Genomic DNA, 21709 nt, shown 5'->3' with positions numbered 1-21709 from the left:
ATACAGATAGTAGACGAAATTAGAAAAGATGACAGGAAGACGAATCAATAATAGCGGTATTAGCAATAAAAAGAGCAGATAAAAAGAAAGGAGCCTAGGGCTCCTTTCTTAAAGCAATCTTAGCGACGTAGGCCTAGACGCTTGATCAAGTCTTGGTAACGATCTAGGTTTTTACCTTTTAGGTAATCTAGAAGCTTACGACGACGAGAAACCATACGTAGTAGACCGCGACGGCTGTGGTGGTCGTGCTTGTGGTTAGCAAAGTGACCTTGAAGGTGGTTGATTTGCGCTGTTAAAAGTGCAACCTGAACTTCAGGAGAACCAGTATCATTTTCACATTGTGCGTAATCTGCAACGATTGCTGCTTTAGTTTCTGCATTCAGAGACATAACTCATTCCTAATACAAGATGTTTTAATTTGTGCCGCCAATCTCTGATTCAGCTGACACCCAAGCCGCGGATTATACTGATCAGCGGTACGAACTACAAGCGAATAATTAACCAGCGTTATTTTTAATCTCAAACAACTTCTTTACCCTAATCAAGCTGATTAATGGTTGACGGTTAATTGTGATTTACTGGCGTCATTATTGCTGTTGTTCGTTTGCCATTACACGCTTTGGAGCCAACATGCCTTTTGCATCAATGGTACCAACACCAATAAATTCAGCACTACCGCCAACGGTAATACGTACTAATGTACCTTCAGCGGGAACCACTTCAGCAGCAACAGGATTACCGTGTAGAACATGAACCGCAGCTTCTGCGGTGATATTCACTGCGGGTAAATCTTGTACAGCTGTATCCGTTGGCAATAATAACGCATCTAATACTGTACCAGGTTCAACATCGTTAGCTTTAGCGTCATCAAGCATCGCTTGTAACTGCTCAATGGTTACCATGCGATCATACGGGAAGTTAGAAACACCGGTACGACGCAACATAATAACGTGAGCACCACAACCTAGCATTTCCCCCAAATCATCAACGATAGTACGAATATACGTTCCTTTTGATACATGAAGTTCCATTTCAACTTCATTGTTATCAAACCGCAATAACTCAACCGAATACACTGTGATCTTACGCGACTCACGAGGAATTGAGATCCCTTCACGCGCGTATTCATACAACTTACGGCCTTGGTATTTTAATGCAGAGTACATTGATGGAATTTGATCGGTCGTGCCGCGAAAACGATCGATACATGCTTCAAGCTGATCGCGATCAACATTAACCGCACGGGTCTCAACCACTTCACCATCAGAATCAGACGTATCGGTACGTTCACCTAATTTGGCGATCACACGATAACGTTTATCAGAATCTAATAAGAATTGTGAAAATTTGGTCGCTTCACCAAAACAAAGCGGTAACATGCCCGTCGCTAAAGGATCAAGCGCACCGGTATGGCCCGCTTTTTGTGCAAAAAAGATACGTTTTACTTTTTGCAGGGTATCGTTAGAACTAATGCCGGTTGGTTTATCAACCAAGATCACACCGTTAATTGGACGACCTTTACGACGACGTGCCATGCTTATTCCTCGCCTTTTTCTACTTCGTCTTCATCACCACGACGATCTTCATCGTCACGTACCGCTTTTGATACTAGGTTAGAAATACGCATACCTTCGGTTAACGATTGATCGAAAATAAAGTTAAGCTCAGGTGTCACACGTAGGCGAATTTCTTTACCTAGTAGTGAACGAATGTAAGGTGACATTTCACGTAGTGCTGCCAAGCTGCCTTCTGCAGTTTGCTCACCAATTGGAAAGAAAGTTACATAGATTTTGGCGTAGTTCATATCACGCGATACATCAACACTTGAGATTGTTGTCATTGCGATCGCTGGATCTTTGATTTCACGCTGTAAAATCACTGCTAATTCTTTTTGTAGCTGTTGTGCTACACGTTGGGTGCGGCTAAATTCTTTTGCCATTGTCTTGCTCTCTCTAAGAATAATGCTCTTGAAAGAATGGGGAGCCGAAGCTCCCCATTATCATTATCATGTTGAAAAACAACTATCTACACTGATTATTAGTCAAGTGTACGTTGGATTTCAATAATTTCGAATACTTCGATCTGGTCGCCAACGCGAACGTCGTTGTAGTTCTTAACGCCGATACCACACTCGTAACCGTTCTTAACTTCAGCAACGTCATCTTTAAAGCGACGTAGTGACTCAAGCTCACCTTCGTAGATAACTACGTTTTCACGTAGAACACGAATAGGGTTGTTACGCTTAATAGTACCTTCAGTTACCATACAACCAGCGATTGCGCCGATCTTAGGTGACTTAAATACGTCACGTACTTCAGCAAGACCAATGATCTCTTGCTTGAACTCAGGAGCCAGCATACCGCCCATCGCCGCTTTAACTTCGTCGATTAGTTGGTAAATGATTGAGTAGTAACGTAGATCTAGGTTTTCATTTTCGATTGTTTGACGCGCAGACGCATCAGCACGAACGTTGAAACCAAGAATGATAGCGTTAGAAGCTGCTGCAAGTACTGCATCAGTTTCAGTGATTGCACCAACACCTGAACCTACGATGCTCACTTTAACTTCATCAGTTGAAAGTTTACGTAGTGAGTCAGCGATTGCTTCAACAGAACCTTGAACGTCAGCTTTAAGCACAACGTTTAGTTCAGCAACTTCACCAGCTTCCATGTTAGCAAACATGTTTTCTAGTTTAGCTTTTTGTTGACGTGCTAGTTTAACATCACGGAATTTACCTTGACGGTAAAGTGCAACTTCACGTGCTTTACGCTCATCACGTACAACAGTCGCTTCGTCACCTGATGACGGCACACCAGAAAGACCAAGGATCTCAACAGGAATAGATGGACCTGCTGATTCGATTTCTTGACCTTGTTCGTTGCGCATTGCACGAATACGACCATGCATTAGACCACAAAGAACGATATCGCCCTTGCGCAATGTACCTTCTTGAACAAGTACTGTTGCAACTGGACCACGGCCTTTATCAAGACGAGATTCAATAACAACACCAGATGCCATGCCTTCTTCAACTGCTGTTAGCTCAAGAATTTCTGACTGAAGAAGAATGGCTTCTAATAGACCATCGATGTTAGTACCTTGCTTCGCAGAGATGTGAACAAACATGTTGTCACCGCCCCACTCTTCAGGCATAACGTCGTATTGAGCTAGCTCATTCTTCACGTTATCTGGGTTTGCATCTTCTTTATCGATCTTGTTTACCGCAACGATCAAAGGTACACCTGCCGCTTTTGCGTGCTGGATTGCTTCGATTGTTTGTGGCATTACACCATCGTCTGCAGCCACGACTAGTACAACGATATCTGTCGCTTGAGCACCACGAGCACGCATAGCTGTAAACGCTGCGTGTCCTGGAGTATCAAGGAAGGTAATCATACCGTTTTCAGTTTCAACGTGGTAAGCACCAATGTGCTGTGTAATACCACCGGCTTCGCCTGAAGCAACGTGTGCTTTACGAATGTAGTCAAGTGTTGATGTCTTACCATGGTCAACGTGACCCATGATAGTAACAACTGGCGCACGAGAGACTTTGATTAGATCTAAGTCGTTACGATTAGAAAGAATCGCTTCTTCCAATTCGTTTTCTTTGCGTAGAATTACTTTGTGACCCATTTCTTCAGCAACTAATGTTGCTGTTTCTTGGTCGATAACTTGGTTGATAGTCGCCATAGCGCCCATCTTCATCATCACTTTGATAACTTCAACGCCCTTAACAGACATTTTGTTAGCTAGTTCTGAAACCACGATAGTTTCGCCAATAACAACATCTTGCTTAGCAACTTGTGCTGTCTTATCGAAGCCATGTTGCATTGAAGCAGGTTTGTTCATTTGTGGCTTACCGCGACCACGTTGGTTACGACCGCCACGGCCACCACGTTCGTCTTGCTTAGCCGCTGGCTTTTTCTTTTTACGACGGCGAGAAGTTTCTTCTTTGCGGTCTTGTTCATCTTCTGCAGCACGAGCATAGGTAGATGTCGTTGTATGGTAATCAGATTTTTCCATACTTACTGCTTGCTCAGGTTTTACCCCGTTTTTCTCGTTCTGTTCTGCCATTTTGCGAGCCTCTTCTAGCTGACGCTGACTTTCTTCTTCGGCTTTTCGCTTGGCTTCCTCTTCCAGACGACGCTGTAGTACTTCAGCATCTAACTTAGCCTGTTTGTCAGCGGCAATGCGCTTAGCTTTTTCCTCAGCTTTACGCTTATCCTGTTCGGTACGATTCGCTTTATCCTCAGCGGCACGCTTTAATTTCTGTTCTGCTTCACGCTTAGCAGCTTCTTCTGCTTTACGCTGCTCTTCAGCTTTACGTAGGGCAGCTTCCTCTGCACTACGTTTTGCTGCTTCTTCTGCGGCTTGTTTGGCAATCATGTCAGCTTCACGTTGCGCTTTTGCTTCTGCTTCGCGCTTAACAGCTTCTTCCGCTGCACGTTGTTCATCCTCTAGTGCTGAACGTTTCACGTAGGTGCGCTTTTTGCGCACTTCTACCTGAACATTTTTGCTCTTGCCACCACTGCCAGACACACTTAGTGTACTTCGTGTCTTACGCTGCAGAGTCAGACGAGTCGGAGCGCCGTCAGTATTGCCGTCACTACCATGCTCCTTTTGGAGATGGTTAAGTAACGCCTGTTTTTCGGTTTGGCTTACATTTGCATCAACATTCTTAGCTATCCCAGCATCTGAAAACTGTTGAAGTAAACGGTCAATCGGCGTACCAATTTCTTCCGCCAATGTTTTAACGGTAACCTCTGACATAATGCTCCTCCCTTGCTTTATTTTTTATTACGCTTCGTCGCTGAACCAGCAAATATTACGCGCAGCCATAATTAGCTCACCCGCTTTTGCTTCGTCCACGCCTTCAATGTCGGTCAAGTCATCAGTTCCTTGATCAGCAAGATCTTCAAGCGTACAAATACCTTTTGCTGCAAACTTAAACGCTAATTCGCGCTCAAGACCTTCCAGACTTAATAAATCTTCAGCTGGTTCTACACCATCAAGCGATTCTTCTTTAGCAAGCGCTAGCGTAGTCAATGCCGCTTTTGCACGGCTACGTAATTGCTCAATAGTCTCTTCATCAAGACCATCAATATCCATTAACTCACTTAATGGAACGTAAGCAATTTCTTCTAGTGTAGTAAAGCCTTCTTCTACCAATACAGTGGCAAAGTCTTCATCAATATCAAGGTGCTTAGTGAACACTTCAATTGATGCTTGTGCTTCTGCTTGGTGTTTTTTCTGTAGATCTTCAACCGTCATTACGTTTAGTTCCCAGCCAGTAAGCTGTGATGCTAGACGTACGTTTTGACCGTTGCGACCAATCGCTTGTGCCAGATTGTCTTTCTGTACTGCGATATCCATTGTGTGGTTGTCTTCATCAACAATGATTGAATCAACTTCCGCAGGTGCCATTGCATTGATCACGTATTGTGCAGCATTTTCATCCCACAATACGATATCAATACGCTCGCCGCCAAGCTCACTAGAAACAGCTTGAACACGTGCGCCACGCATACCAACACACGCACCCACTGGGTCAATACGCTTATCGTTAGTTTTTACTGCAATTTTTGCACGAGAGCCAGCATCACGTGCTGCGCCCATTAGCTCAATCAGTTCTTCGCCCATTTCAGGCACTTCAATGCGGAATAGCTCAGATAGCATTTCTGGCTTAGAACGCGTCATGAATAACTGGAAACCACGTGCTTCAGGAGCAACTTTGTAAAGTAGACCACGAACACGGTCGCCTGGACGGAAGTTTTCACGAGGAAGTTGATCATCACGTTGGATAACCGCTTCTGCGTTGCTACCTAAATCAATGATCACTGCGTCACGATTTACTTTCTTAACAATACCAGTGATTAGCTCACCTTCGTTGTCAATAAATTGTGCCACAATTTGCTCACGCTCAGCTTCACGTACTTTTTGTACGATAACTTGCTTTGCTGTTTGCGTCGTAATACGGTCGAACGTTACAGATTCAATATCATCTTCAACATAATCGCCAAGAGCAATTGTTGGATCTTCAAATTGTGCCGCTTCTAACGTAATTTCAAGTGTAGGTTGAGTCACCTCTTCTACTGCTTTCCAACGACGGAAAGTTTCGAATTCACCCGTTTTACGATCGATAACAACACGAACGTCGATTTCTGCTTCATGTTTCTTTTTAGTTGCTGTTGCTAATGCGATTTCAAGCGCTTCAAAGATACGCTCGCGAGGAACAGCTTTTTCGTTGGATACCGCTTCTACGACAGCCAAGATTTCTTTGTTCATTTCTAATGCCCCAGTTTAGCGGTTAGAATTTTGGAACTAGGTTGGCCTTGGAGATATTGCTAAGTGCAAAGGACTCGTCATTGCCATCTACGTTAAGTGTGATCAGTTCGCCTTCAACAGCGACAATGTCACCTTTCCACTTACGACGGTTACCCATCGCCATTTTTAATACTAAGCTAACTTCATGACCAATAAATTGCTGGTAATGTGCTGCTTTGAAGAGTGGTCTTTCCAATCCAGGGGAAGACACTTCTAGGTGGTAAGCAACAGTAATTGGATCTTCAACATCCATTACTGCACTAATCTGGCGGCTAACCTCTGCACAACTGTCTACATTTATACCATTTTCATGGTCAATAAACACGCGAAGTGTGGAGTGCTCACCAGCACGGATGAACTCTAAACCTACAAGTTCAAAGCCAAGAGCTTGAACTGAAGGCTCAAGTAAGTCGGTTAATTGTGTCTCTAAAGCTGTCAAGACAACCCCCCGGAAACAAAAAAAGGGCATAAAGCCCAGTAAATACCTGAATGGTCATGTTTCAGATAATAAAAAACCCCGAATACGGGGTTTTTTATTACTGGACCCTGATTACTAAAACCATGCAAGCAAGTGTCTTAGTAAGAAAACAAACATTCAAAAATAAGAATAGTCTATTTTCAGGAAAGTGGTTGCGGGGGCCGGATTTGAACCAACGACCTTCGGGTTATGAGCCCGACGAGCTACCAAGCTGCTCCACCCCGCGTCCGATTCTGAACTTAGTATACCGTTCAGATGTTACTATTACAAGTAACCAGTATAATGGTGCCGAGAAGGGGACTTGAACCCCTACACCTTGCGGCACTAGCACCTCATGCTAGCGTGTCTACCAATTTCACCATCTCGGCTAAATATTTACTTACTGAGATTTTTCACTTGTTGCTGGTGTTGTTTCAGCAGTGTTCTCAGTTGTTTTTTCAGCTGCAACAACTTTATCTGTCGTTACAGTCTTTGGTGTTTCAACAGCTTGTGTTGTAGCAGGAGCCGAAAGGTTATCCCAACCACTAGTCTCTGATGCTTGCTTGGTACTCATGTTGCCAAGAACAAGACTGATCACAAAGAAAATAAGTGCACAAAGTGTTGTCATTCGAGTTAGAAAATTTCCTGAGCCGCTAGAGCCGAACAAAGTTCCTGAAGCACCAGCCCCGAATGAAGCTCCCATATCTGCGCCTTTACCTTGCTGAACCATTACTAGGCCAATTACACCAAGCGCAGCGACAAGATAAATCACAAGTAGAATTTCGTACATGGGTTCCACCTATGGTTAAATTGCTATACCGGCTTTGCTTTAGCAGTGCCAGCGCATTCCTCTTATCTAGAGAGCGAATGAATACTAGCGAAACAGTGTAACAGTGACAAGTAATATTTACTAAAAAAGTGAATATTCCGAACCACTTGCACAACATTTAGCCAAAAACAAAGTCATCGAAATAAAAAGGCTGACCATATTTGTATTAGCCAGCCTCGTCCTTTATTGAATAATGTTTAAATAATTAAACAGTTATCAATAATTCTTACATTAGCAGTTTTCTTTTACTGCTTTTGCAATATCTAATGCATATTGCTTAACATCAGCTGCATTTTGGCCTTCAACCATAACACGGATTAATGGCTCAGTGCCTGATTTACGTAATAATACGCGACCATTATCACCTAATTTTTGTTCAACCGCTTGAGTTGCTGCAATAACAGCAGCTGATTGTAGAGGATCGCTGTCGCCCTTAAAGCGAACATTTTCCAAAACTTGCGGGAACATTGTCATGCCATCACTTAGCTCTTTTAGGCTCATTTTACTTGCTACGATAGACGCCATCACTTGTAAACCAGCAACAATACCGTCACCTGTCGTTACTTTATCAAGTAAAATAACATGGCCTGAATTTTCAGCGCCAATTAACCAATTATGCTTTAGTAATTCTTCCATTACATAACGGTCACCCACTTTTGCACGTACAAAAGGAATGCCTAGATTTTTAAGTGCAACTTCCATGCCCATATTGGTCATTAACGTACCAACAACACCACCTTTCAGTTCACCGCAACGTAATGCATCACGAGCAATAATGTAAGCAATCTGGTCACCATCAATTTTATTACCAAGCTCATCAACCATGATAATACGGTCACCATCACCATCAAGGGCAATACCAAAGTCAGCTTTTTCTGCTAATACTTTCGCTTGTAATGCGGCAACGTCTGTAGCGCCCACCTTATCATTAATATTGATACCGTTTGGCTCGCAACCAATAGTAATAATTTCAGCACCTAATTCAGCGAAAACCTTAGGGGCAATGTGATATGTCGCACCATGCGCACAATCGACAACAATTTTAAAACCTTCAAGGCTTAAATGATTAGGGAATGTACCTTTACAAAATTCAATGTAACGCCCTGCTGCATCATCAATTCGATATGCTTTACCCAGTAATGCTGATTCTACACACGTTAATGGTTTTTCCATTTCCGCTTCAATGGCTAATTCAACCTCATCCGGTAATTTAGTACCTTGTGATGAAAAGAATTTAATGCCGTTATCATGGTAAGGGTTGTGTGATGCAGAGATCACAATCCCCGCTTCAGCACGAAATGTACGGGTTAGGTAGGCAACAGCAGGGGTTGGCATTGGTCCGGTAAAAGCTGCTTTTAAACCCGCAGCAGCAAGACCTGCTTCTAAAGCAGACTCAAGCATGTAACCTGAAATACGAGTATCTTTACCAATTAATACTTTTTTAGTACCTGTTTTTGATAATACACGCCCAGCAGCCCAGCCTAGCTTCATTACAAACTCAGGTGTAATCGGACCTTCACCAACAAAACCACGAATACCATCAGTACCAAAGAACTTACGTTCAGCCATTTTACGCTCCTAGCTCTATCTTATAAGTATATCGACTGTAATCAGCTTACAATCTTTCACTACTATGGAATTATATCTAATTATTTAGAATATTTTGCGACCATATTACAGACTTGAATAACATCATTTGTTTGTTTAGCGTCATGAACACGAATTATTTGTGCGCCTTTCATCGCAGCCACCGTCGCACAGGCTAAACTACCGGCTAAACAATCTGCAGCGGGTTTGTCCAATAATTTCGAAATCATTGATTTGCGTGACATTCCCGCTAATAACGGCAACCCAAACTGATGAAATTGTTCAAATTGCGCTAATAATTGATAATTATGCGCCATTGTTTTACCAAAACCAAAACCGGGATCTAATATCAGTTGTTGACGACGAATACCTTGTTGCTCACAAGCTTGAATACGCTGCTGAAAAAAATGATTTACATCAGTGATCAGGTCAACATAATTAGGATCAGCTTGCATTGTACGCGGTTGACCTTGCATATGCATTAAGCAGATAGGAACATTTGCTTTTGCTGCTGCTGCTATTGCCCCTGGTTCTTGCAATGCACGTACATCATTAATTAAATCAGCACCGGCATTTACTGCTGCAGTCATTACCTGCGCTTTACTGGTATCAATTGAAATCCAGCAATCAAATCGTTGCCTAATCGCTTCTATTACCGGAATAACACGTGCAAGTTCTTGCTCAAGGCTTACATCAGCAGCACCTGGACGCGTCGATTCGCCACCAATATCAATGATCGCAGTGCCCGCTTCAAGCATAGATTCAACATGACGTAACGCACGCTCTAATTGATTGTATTTACCGCCATCAGAAAATGAATCTGGGGTTATATTAACAATCCCCATCACTTGAGGCGTTGTCAGATCAAGTGTCTTAGTTTTACTGATTAACATCATGTTATGACTCCGGAAATTTCCATAAAAAAAACCCCGACCTAAGTCAGGGTTTTCTATTCACTTAGCAATTAGACTTGCGGTTTAGTATCAGTATCATCTTTTTCAGACAATGCATCGATACCGTCACCTACAGGCTCATCAGGTGCTAGCTCTGTTTCTGGTGCATTATGGATTGTATCACCGTCATCAGCCCAACCTTTCGGTGCGCGAATAACTGCTTTACGTTCCATTAGATCATCAATCTGACCCGCATCAATAGTTTCATATTTCATCAATGCATCTTTCATTGCATGCATGATATCCATATTATCAACTAGAATTTGACGCGCACGTTGGTAGTTACGATCAATTAGAATACGTACTTCACTATCAATAAGTTTCGCAGTGTCATCAGACATATGCTTACTTTGTGTTACTGAACGACCAAGGAATACTTCACCTTCGTCTTCTGCGTATAGTAATGGTCCTAACTTGTCAGAGAAGCCCCACTGCGTCACCATCTTACGTGCAATATCAGTTGCGCGTTCGATATCGTTTGACGCACCAGTCGATACTTTCTCACGACCATAGATAAGCTCTTCAGCTAGACGACCACCGTAAAGACTTGAAATCATTGATTCTAAGAATTCACGAGAATGACTTACACGATCTTGCTCTGGTAAGTACATTGTCACACCTAATGCACGACCACGTGGAATAATTGACACTTTGTACACTGGATCATGATCCGGTACCAAACGACCAATAATTGCGTGACCTGCTTCATGGTATGCCGTTGATGCTTTCTGATCTTCAGACATCACCATTGATTTACGCTCAGCGCCCATCATGATTTTATCTTTTGCTAGTTCAAACTCAACCATTGAAACGGTGCGTTTCTCACCACGAGCGGCGAATAGTGCAGCTTCGTTAACAAGGTTTGCCAGATCAGCACCAGAGAAACCAGGGGTACCACGAGCAATCAATGATGGATTAACATCACCGTCTAACGGTACTTTACGCATGTGAACTTTAAGGATTTGTTCACGACCACGAACGTCCGGAAGACCAACAACAACTTGGCGGTCAAAACGACCAGGACGAAGTAATGCTGGATCCAGTACATCAGGACGGTTAGTTGCGGCAATAACGATAATACCTTCATTACCTTCAAAACCATCCATTTCAACTAGCATCTGGTTAAGTGTTTGCTCACGCTCATCATGACCACCACCAACACCAGCACCACGCTGACGACCTACTGCATCGATTTCATCGATAAAGATAATACAAGGCGCTGCTTTCTTCGCTTGTTCAAACATGTCACGGACACGGGATGCACCCACACCAACAAACATTTCAACAAAGTCAGAACCAGAGATAGTAAAGAACGGTACTTTAGCTTCACCTGCAATTGCTTTTGCTAATAACGTCTTACCTGTACCAGGAGGACCAACCATCAACACACCTGTTGGGATTTTACCACCTAGTTTTTGGAAACGGCTTGGATCACGTAAGTAATCAACCAGTTCTTTAACGTCTTCTTTAGCTTCATCACAACCTGCTACATCAGCAAAGGTTGTTTTGATTTGGTCTTCACCCATCATGCGTGCTTTAGATTTGCCGAACGACATGGCACCTTTGCCACCACCGCCCTGCATCTGACGCATAAAGAAAATCCAAACACCAATAAGCAATAGCATCGGGAACCACGAGATGAAGATTGAAGCTAAAAGGCTTGGTTCTTCTGGTGGCGTACCTGAAACTGCTACGTTTGCGTTAATAAGATCGTCTAACAGTTTTGGATCATTTGCGACAGGTAAGTATGTTACATAGCTCGCATTATCACGTTTGGTTACAGTGATTTGACGATCATTGAATCGTACTTCCTTTATCTGATCCTGACCGATTTGACGGACAAATGTCGTATAATCGACTTGGCCTTTAGTACTATTACTATTGGTTCCGAAACTCTGGAATACAGACATAAGAACAACAGCAATGACCAGCCATAAAATCAAGTTTTTTGCCATGTCACTCAAGGTGTTAACCTCGCGATAACTAAAAGATGAATGTAGATTACTACAGTTTGTAACCTGTAGCCACAATATAGACTTCACGCGAACGATCTCGCGAGGAATCAGGTTTACGAATTTTGACCACTTTAAACATGCTTCGAATATCAGCAAGATATTGGTCAAAGCCTTCGCCTTGGAAAACTTTTACCGCAAAACTGCCATTCGGTGCAAGCACTTGTCGACACATATCTAATGCAAGCTCAACAAGATACATAGCTCGAGGTTGGTCGGATGCAAGATTACCACTCATATTAGGAGCCATATCAGACATTACCACATCAACCATATCTGGTTGAATGCGAGTCAATAAAGCATCTAATACTGCTTCTTCACGGAAATCACCTTGGAGAAAACTCACCCCCGGTAGTGAATCCATTGGCAAAATATCACAAGCGATGACCTGTCCTTCATCACCTACAATTTCTGCCGCGTACTGTGACCAACCACCTGGTGCAGCACCAAGGTCAACCACTGTCATGCCCGGTTTTAATAATTTATCTTTATTTTGAATTTCTTCAATTTTAAAGAAAGCGCGTGAACGGTAGCCCCGTTTTTGTGCTTCTTGTACATATTTATCGTCAAAATGTTCTTTTAACCACCGGCCTGAGCTAGCGGATTGTTTTTTTCTACTCATGCTAAACCTAATGAGTTGCCATACTTAGTAAGTATACGTCGGCTAAAGACTTTATCGCACCTAATTCATTAGATTGCGCCCTAAAAATGTGCAGTGCAACATAATCACTGTAAATTTTCCGACTGTCATCTATTAAACAAATTAGTCTTCTAGACTAGATGGCGGTAGAATGTCGCGTTTTCAACCCTTGTAACTAAAAAAATAGAGTCATCATGAATCTAAGCACAAAACAAAAGCAGTTCTTAAAAGGCCTTGCTCACAACCTAAAGCCTGTTGTACTTATGGGTGCCAACGGCCTAACTGAAGCAGTATTAGCCGAAATCGATTTAGCTCTAAACCACCACGAGCTTATTAAAGTAAAAGTGGCTTCTGAAGATCGTGAAACTAAATTATTAATCGTCGACGCTATTATTCGCGAAACTAAAGCGGAAAAAGTACAGGTGATTGGTAAAACATTGGTACTTTACCGTCAAACAGAAGATCGTAAAATCGAACTTCCTCGTAAATAAAAAAGGCCGCCTAGCGGCCTTTTTTATATTCGTCGTTGGCAACATACTGCCATTGCTAACGACAAACCTTACCGTAATTAATAAGTTAGCGCTTATTTGTCAAACATAGTCTAAATTTTTACGAACAACAAATAGCAATTACATATTAAATATATTGTACATCCATGATTTCAAATTCTTTTAAGCCACCAGGCGTTGTAATTTGAACTTCATCACCAACCATCTTGCCAATTAAACCACGTGCAATCGGTGAATTAACTGAAATTAAGTTCTGCTTAATATCGGCTTCATCATCACCGACGATGCAGTAGGTCATTTCTTTATCACTATCTAAATCTAATAGTTTGATAGTTGTACCAAAAATAACTTTACCTGTATTTGCTAATGTCGTGACATCAATCACTTGTGCTACTGATAGCTTGTATTCGATATCACGAATTTGTGCTTCACAAATACCTTGTTCTTCACGTGCAGCGTGGTATTCAGCATTTTCTTTCAAGTCGCCGAGTTCACGTGCTTCAGCGATCGCTTGAGAAATAAGTGGACGACGCTTTAATAATACCTCAAGTTCCTTGAGCAGCTTTTGTTCGCCGCGAACAGTCATTGGTACTTTTTCCATAAATAAATAACCTCTGTAACCTGATAGCGCTCGCCAATTTCAGGTAAATAGTGTCAATCTAGCCCATGGCTAGCCCGACAGAATAAAAAAATGATTTGGTTTATTTTAAACAAAGATGACTCAGAGATCATCATTGATAAATGATAATCCGTATTTAACTGTCATTTTTATGCTAATTCTTTACGTTACATCGCAGTCCTAAAAGCAGCAACATAGCAATTAATCGCCCCGCTAAAATCAAAGCGACTTAAATGTCAGTACTTACTTACTATTGTGACATTGGCACTAACAACATAAAAACAGTTACATTCAACCCAATATTAAAAAGCGCGCCAAATCACACTCTTACAAATAAAAATGGCTTTTTTAAGTATAAAAAAAACAATATCTTCTAAATAGAACTAAAATCCAAAAAATAATTAGAACTTTTACTTATTTGTATAACACATTGATAAAAAAGAGAATAAACACCATAAAAAAACTAAAAAACACCCATTTAAACTATTTTTCAGTTTTTTTTACTAACATATTACCAATGACACACGTAAAAAGAACGCCATAGCATTTGGCATCAAAATGCAACCTATAAAAATATCATAAAGGATTCGGTAATGAACAAGAACCTAATTGCTCTAGCAGTAGCAGCAGCGACTTTCTCTGGCGCAGCATCAGCAGCAACAGTTTATTCAGACGACACTTCTAGCCTAGCTATTGGCGGCCGTGTAGAAGCTCGCGCACTACTTTCTGAAAATGCAAAAAATGACAATGTTACAGATGTTCTTCAGCAACACACAAGCAACGATGTAACTGACATTTCACGTGTACGTGTAAACATTGATGCCAAAACTCAAATCGCTGATGGCGTACAAGGTATTGGTTACTTTGAGCGTGAATTCAAATCTGACAATTCTAATGATGAAAACCGTTACATGTATGCGGGTGTGAACAGCGATAAGTACGGCCAAATCGTTTACGGTAAGGCTGACGGTTCACTAGGTATGCTAACAGATTTCACTGATATCATGGCATACGCAGGTTCTGTTGTTGGTGGTACTAAGCTAGCAGTAGCTGACCGTACTACAAATAACCTAGCTTACGCAGGTACATTTAATAACCTAACCTTCAAAGCGAACTACGTATTTGATGGCGCGGCTTACAATACTACAACAGGTAAGAAAACTGACCAAAGTGGTTTCTCTACTGCGGTTAAATACAATGTAGCAGATACAGGTCTTGCATTAGGTGTTGGTTACGCACAACAAAAAGATCAAACTGCAATCAACGATTCAGTAAACCAAACGTCTAAGCAAACATTTGCTGTAGCATCTTACACTATGGGCGATCTATACTTCGGCGGTCTATACAAGTACGGTCACCGTGATGCAAATAACCTAGTAAATGGCGATCTAACAGACTCTCAAGGTTACGAATTCGCAGCCGCTTACACCATGGGTAAAGCTGTATTTACTACAACTTACGGCTTCATGAAAGATGAGCGTAACACTAGCGGCGCTTACGATGAGCTAGCAAACGCACTATCTGTTGACGGTACTTACTACTTCAACAGCAACTTCCGTACTTACGCTTCTTACACATTCAACATGCTTGATAAGAACAAAGTAGGTAAAGTTGCAGCATCTGACCAAGTTGTTCTAGGTGCTCGTTACGACTTCTAATCCAAACGATTAAAAGCGTACTACAAAAAAGCGTCGACCTCGGTCGGCGCTTTTTGCTATTGCAGCTAATACATTATTGGTTATAACGCTATCAAACGGCTTTTTTACTAACGGTATTAAAAAAGCTATGATTATGATTCATTTTACTTATGCCAATATTCCTAAAGATGCTTAAACGACTTATTTGTTCAGCCTTGCTACTAACAAGCATGCCATCATTTGCAGCGTTTGCGCCTCAGCAAGCCCTCAAGCTATTACCGACAGGTAGTGATGCCTCACTACTGGTTGTTAACCCTGCAACCAATAAAATCATCTACCAACACCAAGCGAGTCACCTTCAAGCTCCAGCCAGTACCCAAAAATTATTAACCGCACTCGCGGCGAAATTATATTTAGGTAATGATTTCCGTTTTAGCACCACCCTTGAGACTCAAGCCAATAATGTCATTTTAAATTTTAATGGTGATCCGACTCTAAAAAGCAGTGATATTGCCAATCTATTGCGTCAACTCAAACAACAAGGTGTTAATACCATTAAAGGTAACCTTTACCTTAATGGTGGTCACTTTACAGGATTTGAACATGCGGTAGGCTCACCGTGGGATATGCTGACCCAGTGCTACAGTGCACCATCAAGTAGCATTACTTTGGAGCATAACTGTTTTGAAGGGGCATTATATTCAAACATGGCTTTTGGCGCTAAAACACGGCTACATATTCCTAGCCACCAGCCAGTTACCGCTACCAATGATGCCATTGTGGTCACCAAAGCACAGCAAAAAGAACAACACTGTGAGCTATCACTGCAAGCCAACGATAATAATAACTATCACATCACTGGCTGTATTCAACCGAAAAAAGATCCACTGCCGCTGCGATTTGCGGTTCAAAATACCACCTTATATTCAACAGCTATTATTAAGCGTGAATTAAAGCAAGCAGGGATCCGTTTAGACGGTAAAATTTTACGTAATGACACTATCAGCGGTAAGATCATTGCAACCCACCAGTCAGCGCCATTAACGACGCTGCTGTATATCATGCTTAAACGTTCTGATAATTTATTTGCTGATAATCTGACTAAAACCATCGGTGCTAAATACTTTAATCAAGCAGGTAATTATGCCAATGGGGTTGCTGCTATCAAAGCGATCTTAAAACAAAAAGCCAATATTGATTTATCCAATACCATCATGGTGGATGGTTCCGGTCTTTCGCGTAATAACCGCCTAAATACTCATGATTTAATGGAAGTGCTTACTTACATTTATCAGCACCCTAAACTAGGATTAATCACTGATTTACCCGTTGCAGGTAAAAGTGGCACTCTTCAATACCGTAAGAGTGTTCGAAATACGCCATTAAAAGATAATATCATTGCAAAAACAGGCTCTTTGTTTGGCACTTATAATCTTGCCGGTATTATTAACACTAAATCAGGTCACCCATTATTATTTGTGCAGCTGGTCACTAACTACTACCCCACTAAAGCTGAGTTAAAAGCCAGCCCGCTACCGCCAATTAATCAATTTGAAAAACAGTACTATACCTCACTGTATAACAGCTATTGATTAATATTAATGTGGTTGTCGTTTCGTATTTTGAGTAAATAAAAAAGCCGATCATTTTAATGATCGGCTTTTTATTAGATTCAATTATGGTATCGAAATACGATTACTTAATCATTGCATGCAACTCTTGAACTGAAGTCACTGTGTTGCGGTCATCAGCAGTATGTGCCAGACAAGTCGCAAAACCTGCGTTCAAGGTAGTCGTGTAATTGACCTTTTCAGCCAAAGCACTACGACGTAGTACCTTAGAATCCTCAATCGCTTGACGACCTTCAGCTGTATTCACAATGTAGGTGTATTCATTATTCTTAATTCGGTCAAGAATATGAGGACGACCTTCGTGAACCTTGTTTACCAAACGTGGGTTAATACCCGCTTCGCCAAGAATAACCGCGGTACCGTGAGTTGCATCTAGTTGGTAACCAAGTTTAATTAACTTAGACGCTAAATCAACTACACGCTTCTTATCACCTTCACGTACAGAAAGTAATGCACGACCTGAAGATGGGTACTCTTTACCACAGCCTAATTCAGCTTTAGCAAACGCTTCTGCAAAGGTATTACCAATACCCATAACTTCACCAGTTGAGCGCATTTCTGGGCCTAACAATGGATCAACACCTGGGAATTTGTTAAACGGTAACACCACTTCTTTTACTGAGTAATACGGTGGAATGATTTCTTTGGTGAAACCTTGTGACTCAAGTGATTGCCCTGCCATTACACGTGCTGCAATCTTAGCCAGTGGTGCACCGGTTGCTTTTGAAACAAATGGTACCGTACGGGCAGCACGCGGGTTTACTTCAATTAAGTAAACTTGGTTATCTTTAACAGCAAACTGGGTATTCATTAAGCCACGAACACCTAATTCAAATGCTAAGTTCTTCACTTGCTCACGCATGATATTTTGAATGTCTTGACTTAGCGTATAGGCAGGTAATGAACATGCAGAGTCACCTGAGTGAACACCTGCTTGCTCGATATGCTCCATGATACCGCCAATCACCACTTGCTCACCGTCACAAATCGCATCGACATCAACTTCAATCGCATCATCTAAGAAGCGGTCTAACAATACTGGTGATTCGTTTGATACGCTAACCGCTTCATTAAAGTAGCGACGTAAATCTTGCTCGTCGTAAACAATTTCCATTGCACGACCGCCAAGTACATACGATGGACGTACCACTAATGGGAAACCGATGACTTTTGATTTCTCAATCGCCTGCTCCATTGTTGTCACTGTTGCGTTTTCTGGTTGTAATAAACCTAAACGATCAACGGCTTGTTGGAAGCGTTCACGGTCTTCAGCACGGTCGATAGCATCTGGGCTAGTACCAATAATTGGCACACCAGCCGCTTCAAGTGCACGTGCTAATTTCAGTGGTGTTTGACCACCGTATTGAACGATAACACCTTTAGGCTTTTCAATACGTGCAATCGCAAGTACATCTTCTAGCGTTACAGGTTCAAAGTACAAACGGTCGGAGGTATCGTAATCGGTTGATACTGTCTCTGGGTTACAGTTAACCATAATGGTTTCGTAACCGTCTTCACGTAATGCTAATGATGCATGTACACAACAGTAATCAAATTCAATTCCCTGACCAATACGGTTAGGACCACCACCAAGAATCATGATCTTTTCTTTAGTGGTTGGATTTGCTTCACATTCATCATCATAAGATGAGTACATGTAAGCAGTGTCTGATGAGAACTCAGCCGCACAAGTATCAACACGCTTGTACACTGGATGAATATTAAATTGGTCACGCAGTTTACGAATTTCACTTTCAGCGACGCCAAGCAATTTAGCGAGGCGTGCATCAGCAAAACCTTTACGCTTTAATGCACGTAATGATTGCGCATTAAGACCCGCAAAACCGGCCGCTTTTACGCGTGCTTCGTCTTTAATAATGTCTTCGATTTGAACCAAGAACCAGCGATCAATATTGGTAAGATTAAAAATACCGTCAACTGACATCCCCGCACGGAAAGCATCACCGATATACCAGATACGATCTGCACCCGCTTCTTTTAATTCATGACGAATTTTGCTCATCGCATTTGGTTCGTCAAGATCAACCATCTCATCAAAGCCACATGCACCAACTTCTAAGCCACGTAAAGCTTTATGTAATGATTCTTGTTGGTTACGGCCAATCGCCATGACTTCACCAACAGATTTCATCTGCGTCGTTAGACGATCGTTAGCACCGGCAAACTTTTCAAAGTTAAAACGTGGAATTTTAGTTACAACGTAGTCAATCGTTGGTTCAAATGAAGCAGGGGTTGCGCCACCTGTGATGTCATTCATTAGTTCATCAAGGGTGAAACCAATCGCCAGTTTTGCGGCGATTTTAGCAATCGGGAAACCTGTTGCTTTAGATGCCAATGCAGATGAGCGTGATACACGTGGGTTCATTTCGATGATAACCATACGGCCATCTTCAGGGTTAATACCAAACTGAACGTTTGAACCACCCGTTTCAACACCAATTTCACGTAATACAGCTAGTGATGCATTACGCATTAGCTGGTATTCTTTATCCGTTAGTGTTTGTGCTGGTGCAACAGTGATTGAGTCACCAGTATGAATACCCATTGGGTCAAAGTTTTCAATCGCACATACGATAATGCAGTTGTCGTTTTTATCACGCACCACTTCCATTTCGTATTCTTTCCAGCCAATCAGTGATTCATCAATCAACAACTCACTGGTTGGTGATAAATCGAGACCGCGCGAACAGATTTCTTCAAATTCTTGTTTGTTGTATGCAATACCGCCACCAGTACCACCCATCGTAAACGACGGACGAATAATACAAGGGAAGCCAACCATATCGAGAACTTTGTAGGCTTCTTCCATGCTGGTTGCAGTATCTGCGCGTGGACATTCAAGCCCAATCGCTTTCATTGCTTTATCGAAACGTGAACGGTTTTCAGCTTTATCAATCGCATCCGCTGTTGCGCCAATCATTTCGACATTAAATTCTTTTAATACGCCATACTTTTCAAGATCTAACGCACAGTTAAGTGCAGTTTGGCCACCCATCGTTGGCAATACTGCATCTGGACGTTCTTTTTCGATGATCTTGCGTACCACTTCCCAGTGAATAGGCTCAATGTATGTTGCATCAGCCATATCAGGGTCGGTCATAATCGTCGCTGGATTTGAGTTAACCAGAATAACGCGGTAACCCTCTTCACGTAACGCTTTACATGCTTGCGCACCTGAGTAGTCGAATTCACACGCTTGACCGATAACAATCGGACCAGCACCTAAGATTAATACACTTTTAATGTCAGTACGTTTTGGCATTTTTACTACTCCCAGTTTAGGCGCTGTGTTTCTTGATTAGTTCGATGAAATGATCAAATAGTGGTGCTGCATCATGTGGACCAGGGCTCGCTTCTGGGTGGCCTTGGAAACTAAATGCTGGCTTGTCGGTACGATGGATACCTTGTAGAGAGCCATCAAACAGGGATTTATGGGTTGCACGTAGATTATCAGGTAAGGTTGCTTCATCAGCGGCAAAACCGTGGTTTTGGCTAGTGATCATTACCACATCACGCTCAAGATCTTTTACTGGGTGGTTAGCACCGTGGTGACCAAATTTCATTTTCACTGTTTGTGCACCGCTAGCCAATGCCAGAATTTGGTGACCAAGACAGATACCAAAAATTGGTAACCCTTTGTCTAAAAATACTTTCGTTGCTTCAATCGCATAAGTACATGGCGCTGGATCACCAGGACCATTTGATAAGAAAACACCATTTGGATTTAATGCTAAGACTTCTTCTGCTGACGTTTGCGCCGGTACTACCGTTAGACGACAACCGCGGTCAACCAGCATACGTAGGATATTGCGCTTAGCACCAAAATCGTATGCAACAACATGGTACGGTAGTTCACTGTCATCTTTTGCTGCCGGTAAACCGCCCGTTAATGTCCATGAACCTTGCTTCCAGCTATAAGTTTCAGCCGTAGTCACTTCTTTTGCTAAGTCCATACCTTTAAGACCAGGGAATGCTTTAGCTTGAGCTAGTGCAGCTGTCTCATCAAGGTCATTACCCGCAATGATGCAACCATTTTGAGCACCTTTCTCACGTAAAATACGAGTTAACTTACGCGTATCAATATCAGCGATGCCAACAATATTTTGTGATTTAAGGTAGTCAGAAAGGGTTTGTTCAGAGCGGAAGTTAGAAGCAATAAGAGGAAGATCACGAATAACCAAACCTTGAGCATGAATTGCTGTTGATTCTTCGTCTTCGGTATTAGTACCAGTGTTGCCAATATGAGGATAAGTAAGAGTAACGATCTGTTGCGAGTAAGAGGGGTCAGTGAGAATTTCCTGGTACCCCGTCATCGAGGTATTAAAAACAACTTCACCAACAGCCGAACCATCTGCCCCAATGGACACGCCGCGGAACACTGTCCCATCTTCAAGGACTAACAGCGCAGATTTGCTCAAGACAACCTCCAAAAAATAAAAATGCAATTAAAACAGATATATTTGCAACTACCCATTCCATTTAACGCCAAA

At 42.0% G+C, this 21709-nt stretch carries 17 protein-coding genes and 2 tRNA genes; 3 read left to right on the top strand and 16 right to left on the bottom strand.

What is annotated here, in order from left to right; translation table 11 throughout:
• Positions 1 to 119 precede the first annotated feature (119 nt).
• The 13 genes from rpsO to rlmE all read right to left on the bottom strand — a co-directional run bounded on the left by rpsO (position 120) and on the right by rlmE (position 12784).
• Positions 120 to 389, bottom strand: coding sequence for a 30S ribosomal protein S15 (gene rpsO / locus PMAL9190_RS14905; RefSeq protein ID WP_006646210.1), 270 nt, complete (start codon positions 387 to 389; stop codon positions 120 to 122).
• A 198-nt stretch (positions 390 to 587) separates the two neighbouring features.
• Positions 588 to 1535: a tRNA pseudouridine(55) synthase TruB gene (gene truB / locus PMAL9190_RS14900; RefSeq protein WP_087845875.1), complete on the bottom strand. Its 948-nt coding sequence runs from the start codon at positions 1533 to 1535 to the stop codon at positions 588 to 590.
• 2 nt (positions 1536 to 1537) lie between these two features.
• Entirely contained in the window at positions 1538 to 1939 is a 402-nt protein-coding gene (gene rbfA / locus PMAL9190_RS14895; protein ID WP_087845874.1) for a 30S ribosome-binding factor RbfA, read from the bottom strand.
• A 98-nt stretch (positions 1940 to 2037) separates the two neighbouring features.
• Positions 2038 to 4770, bottom strand: a complete 2733-nt coding sequence (gene infB, locus PMAL9190_RS14890) for a translation initiation factor IF-2 (RefSeq protein WP_087845873.1) — start codon at positions 4768 to 4770, stop codon at positions 2038 to 2040.
• 27 nt (positions 4771 to 4797) lie between these two features.
• Entirely contained in the window at positions 4798 to 6285 is a 1488-nt protein-coding gene (gene nusA, locus PMAL9190_RS14885) for a transcription termination factor NusA (protein WP_087845872.1), read from the bottom strand.
• Between the two features lie 22 nt (positions 6286 to 6307).
• Positions 6308 to 6763 carry a ribosome maturation factor RimP gene (gene rimP, locus PMAL9190_RS14880; RefSeq protein WP_087845871.1) on the bottom strand — a complete coding sequence of 152 codons (456 nt, stop codon included), beginning with the start codon at positions 6761 to 6763 and terminating at the stop codon, positions 6308 to 6310.
• A 188-nt stretch (positions 6764 to 6951) separates the two neighbouring features.
• Positions 6952 to 7028, bottom strand: a tRNA-Met gene (locus tag PMAL9190_RS14875).
• Between the two features lie 57 nt (positions 7029 to 7085).
• Positions 7086 to 7170: transfer RNA gene (locus tag PMAL9190_RS14870), tRNA-Leu, on the bottom strand.
• 11 nt (positions 7171 to 7181) lie between these two features.
• Positions 7182 to 7571: a preprotein translocase subunit SecG gene (gene secG / locus PMAL9190_RS14865; protein WP_082955783.1), complete on the bottom strand. Its 390-nt coding sequence runs from the start codon at positions 7569 to 7571 to the stop codon at positions 7182 to 7184.
• Positions 7572 to 7841: 270 nt separating this feature from the next.
• Positions 7842 to 9179, bottom strand: a complete 1338-nt coding sequence (gene glmM, locus PMAL9190_RS14860; RefSeq protein ID WP_087845870.1) for a phosphoglucosamine mutase — start codon at positions 9177 to 9179, stop codon at positions 7842 to 7844.
• Positions 9180 to 9259: 80 nt separating this feature from the next.
• Positions 9260 to 10093 (bottom strand): dihydropteroate synthase, encoded by an 834-nt coding sequence (folP, locus tag PMAL9190_RS14855; protein ID WP_087845869.1) that lies wholly within the window; start codon positions 10091 to 10093, stop codon positions 9260 to 9262.
• Positions 10094 to 10161: 68 nt separating this feature from the next.
• Positions 10162 to 12105: an ATP-dependent zinc metalloprotease FtsH gene (gene ftsH, locus PMAL9190_RS14850; RefSeq protein WP_087845868.1), complete on the bottom strand. Its 1944-nt coding sequence runs from the start codon at positions 12103 to 12105 to the stop codon at positions 10162 to 10164.
• A 49-nt stretch (positions 12106 to 12154) separates the two neighbouring features.
• Positions 12155 to 12784, bottom strand: coding sequence for a 23S rRNA (uridine(2552)-2'-O)-methyltransferase RlmE (gene rlmE, locus PMAL9190_RS14845; RefSeq protein WP_087845867.1), 630 nt, complete (start codon positions 12782 to 12784; stop codon positions 12155 to 12157).
• A gap of 212 nt (positions 12785 to 12996) precedes the next feature.
• Here rlmE and yhbY point away from each other — a divergent pair, with 212 nt between their 5' ends.
• Complete coding sequence (gene yhbY, locus PMAL9190_RS14840) at positions 12997 to 13293, top strand: ribosome assembly RNA-binding protein YhbY (RefSeq protein WP_036795986.1); 297 nt, start codon at positions 12997 to 12999, stop codon at positions 13291 to 13293.
• Between the two features lie 145 nt (positions 13294 to 13438).
• Here the strand turns inward: yhbY and greA are convergent, their stop codons facing one another.
• The gene (gene greA / locus PMAL9190_RS14835) at positions 13439 to 13912 is read right to left on the bottom strand and encodes a transcription elongation factor GreA (RefSeq protein WP_087845866.1); all 474 of its coding nucleotides are present in this window, start codon (positions 13910 to 13912) and stop codon (positions 13439 to 13441) included.
• Positions 13913 to 14523: 611 nt separating this feature from the next.
• Between greA and PMAL9190_RS14830 the strand changes: the two genes are divergently transcribed.
• Together PMAL9190_RS14830 and dacB are read left to right on the top strand one after the other, a co-directional pair.
• Complete coding sequence (locus tag PMAL9190_RS14830) at positions 14524 to 15588, top strand: porin (protein WP_087845865.1); 1065 nt, start codon at positions 14524 to 14526, stop codon at positions 15586 to 15588.
• A gap of 149 nt (positions 15589 to 15737) precedes the next feature.
• On the top strand, positions 15738 to 17159 hold the full coding sequence (gene dacB, locus PMAL9190_RS14825) for a serine-type D-Ala-D-Ala carboxypeptidase (RefSeq protein ID WP_235004368.1): 1422 nt from the start codon (positions 15738 to 15740) through the stop codon (positions 17157 to 17159).
• 103 nt (positions 17160 to 17262) lie between these two features.
• On the opposite strand, the gene carB is transcribed toward dacB, so the two are convergent.
• Together carB and carA are read right to left on the bottom strand one after the other, a co-directional pair.
• Positions 17263 to 20481 carry a carbamoyl-phosphate synthase large subunit gene (carB, locus tag PMAL9190_RS14820; RefSeq protein WP_087845863.1) on the bottom strand — a complete coding sequence of 1073 codons (3219 nt, stop codon included), beginning with the start codon at positions 20479 to 20481 and terminating at the stop codon, positions 17263 to 17265.
• A gap of 16 nt (positions 20482 to 20497) precedes the next feature.
• Complete coding sequence (gene carA / locus PMAL9190_RS14815) at positions 20498 to 21637, bottom strand: glutamine-hydrolyzing carbamoyl-phosphate synthase small subunit (protein ID WP_087845862.1); 1140 nt, start codon at positions 21635 to 21637, stop codon at positions 20498 to 20500.
• Positions 21638 to 21709 lie beyond the last annotated feature (72 nt).

It is taken from the genome of Photobacterium malacitanum (assembly GCF_900185615.1).
In the GTDB taxonomy this organism is placed as follows: domain Bacteria; phylum Pseudomonadota; class Gammaproteobacteria; order Enterobacterales; family Vibrionaceae; genus Photobacterium; species Photobacterium malacitanum.
This window is presented reverse-complemented; position numbering and strand designations above follow the sequence as displayed.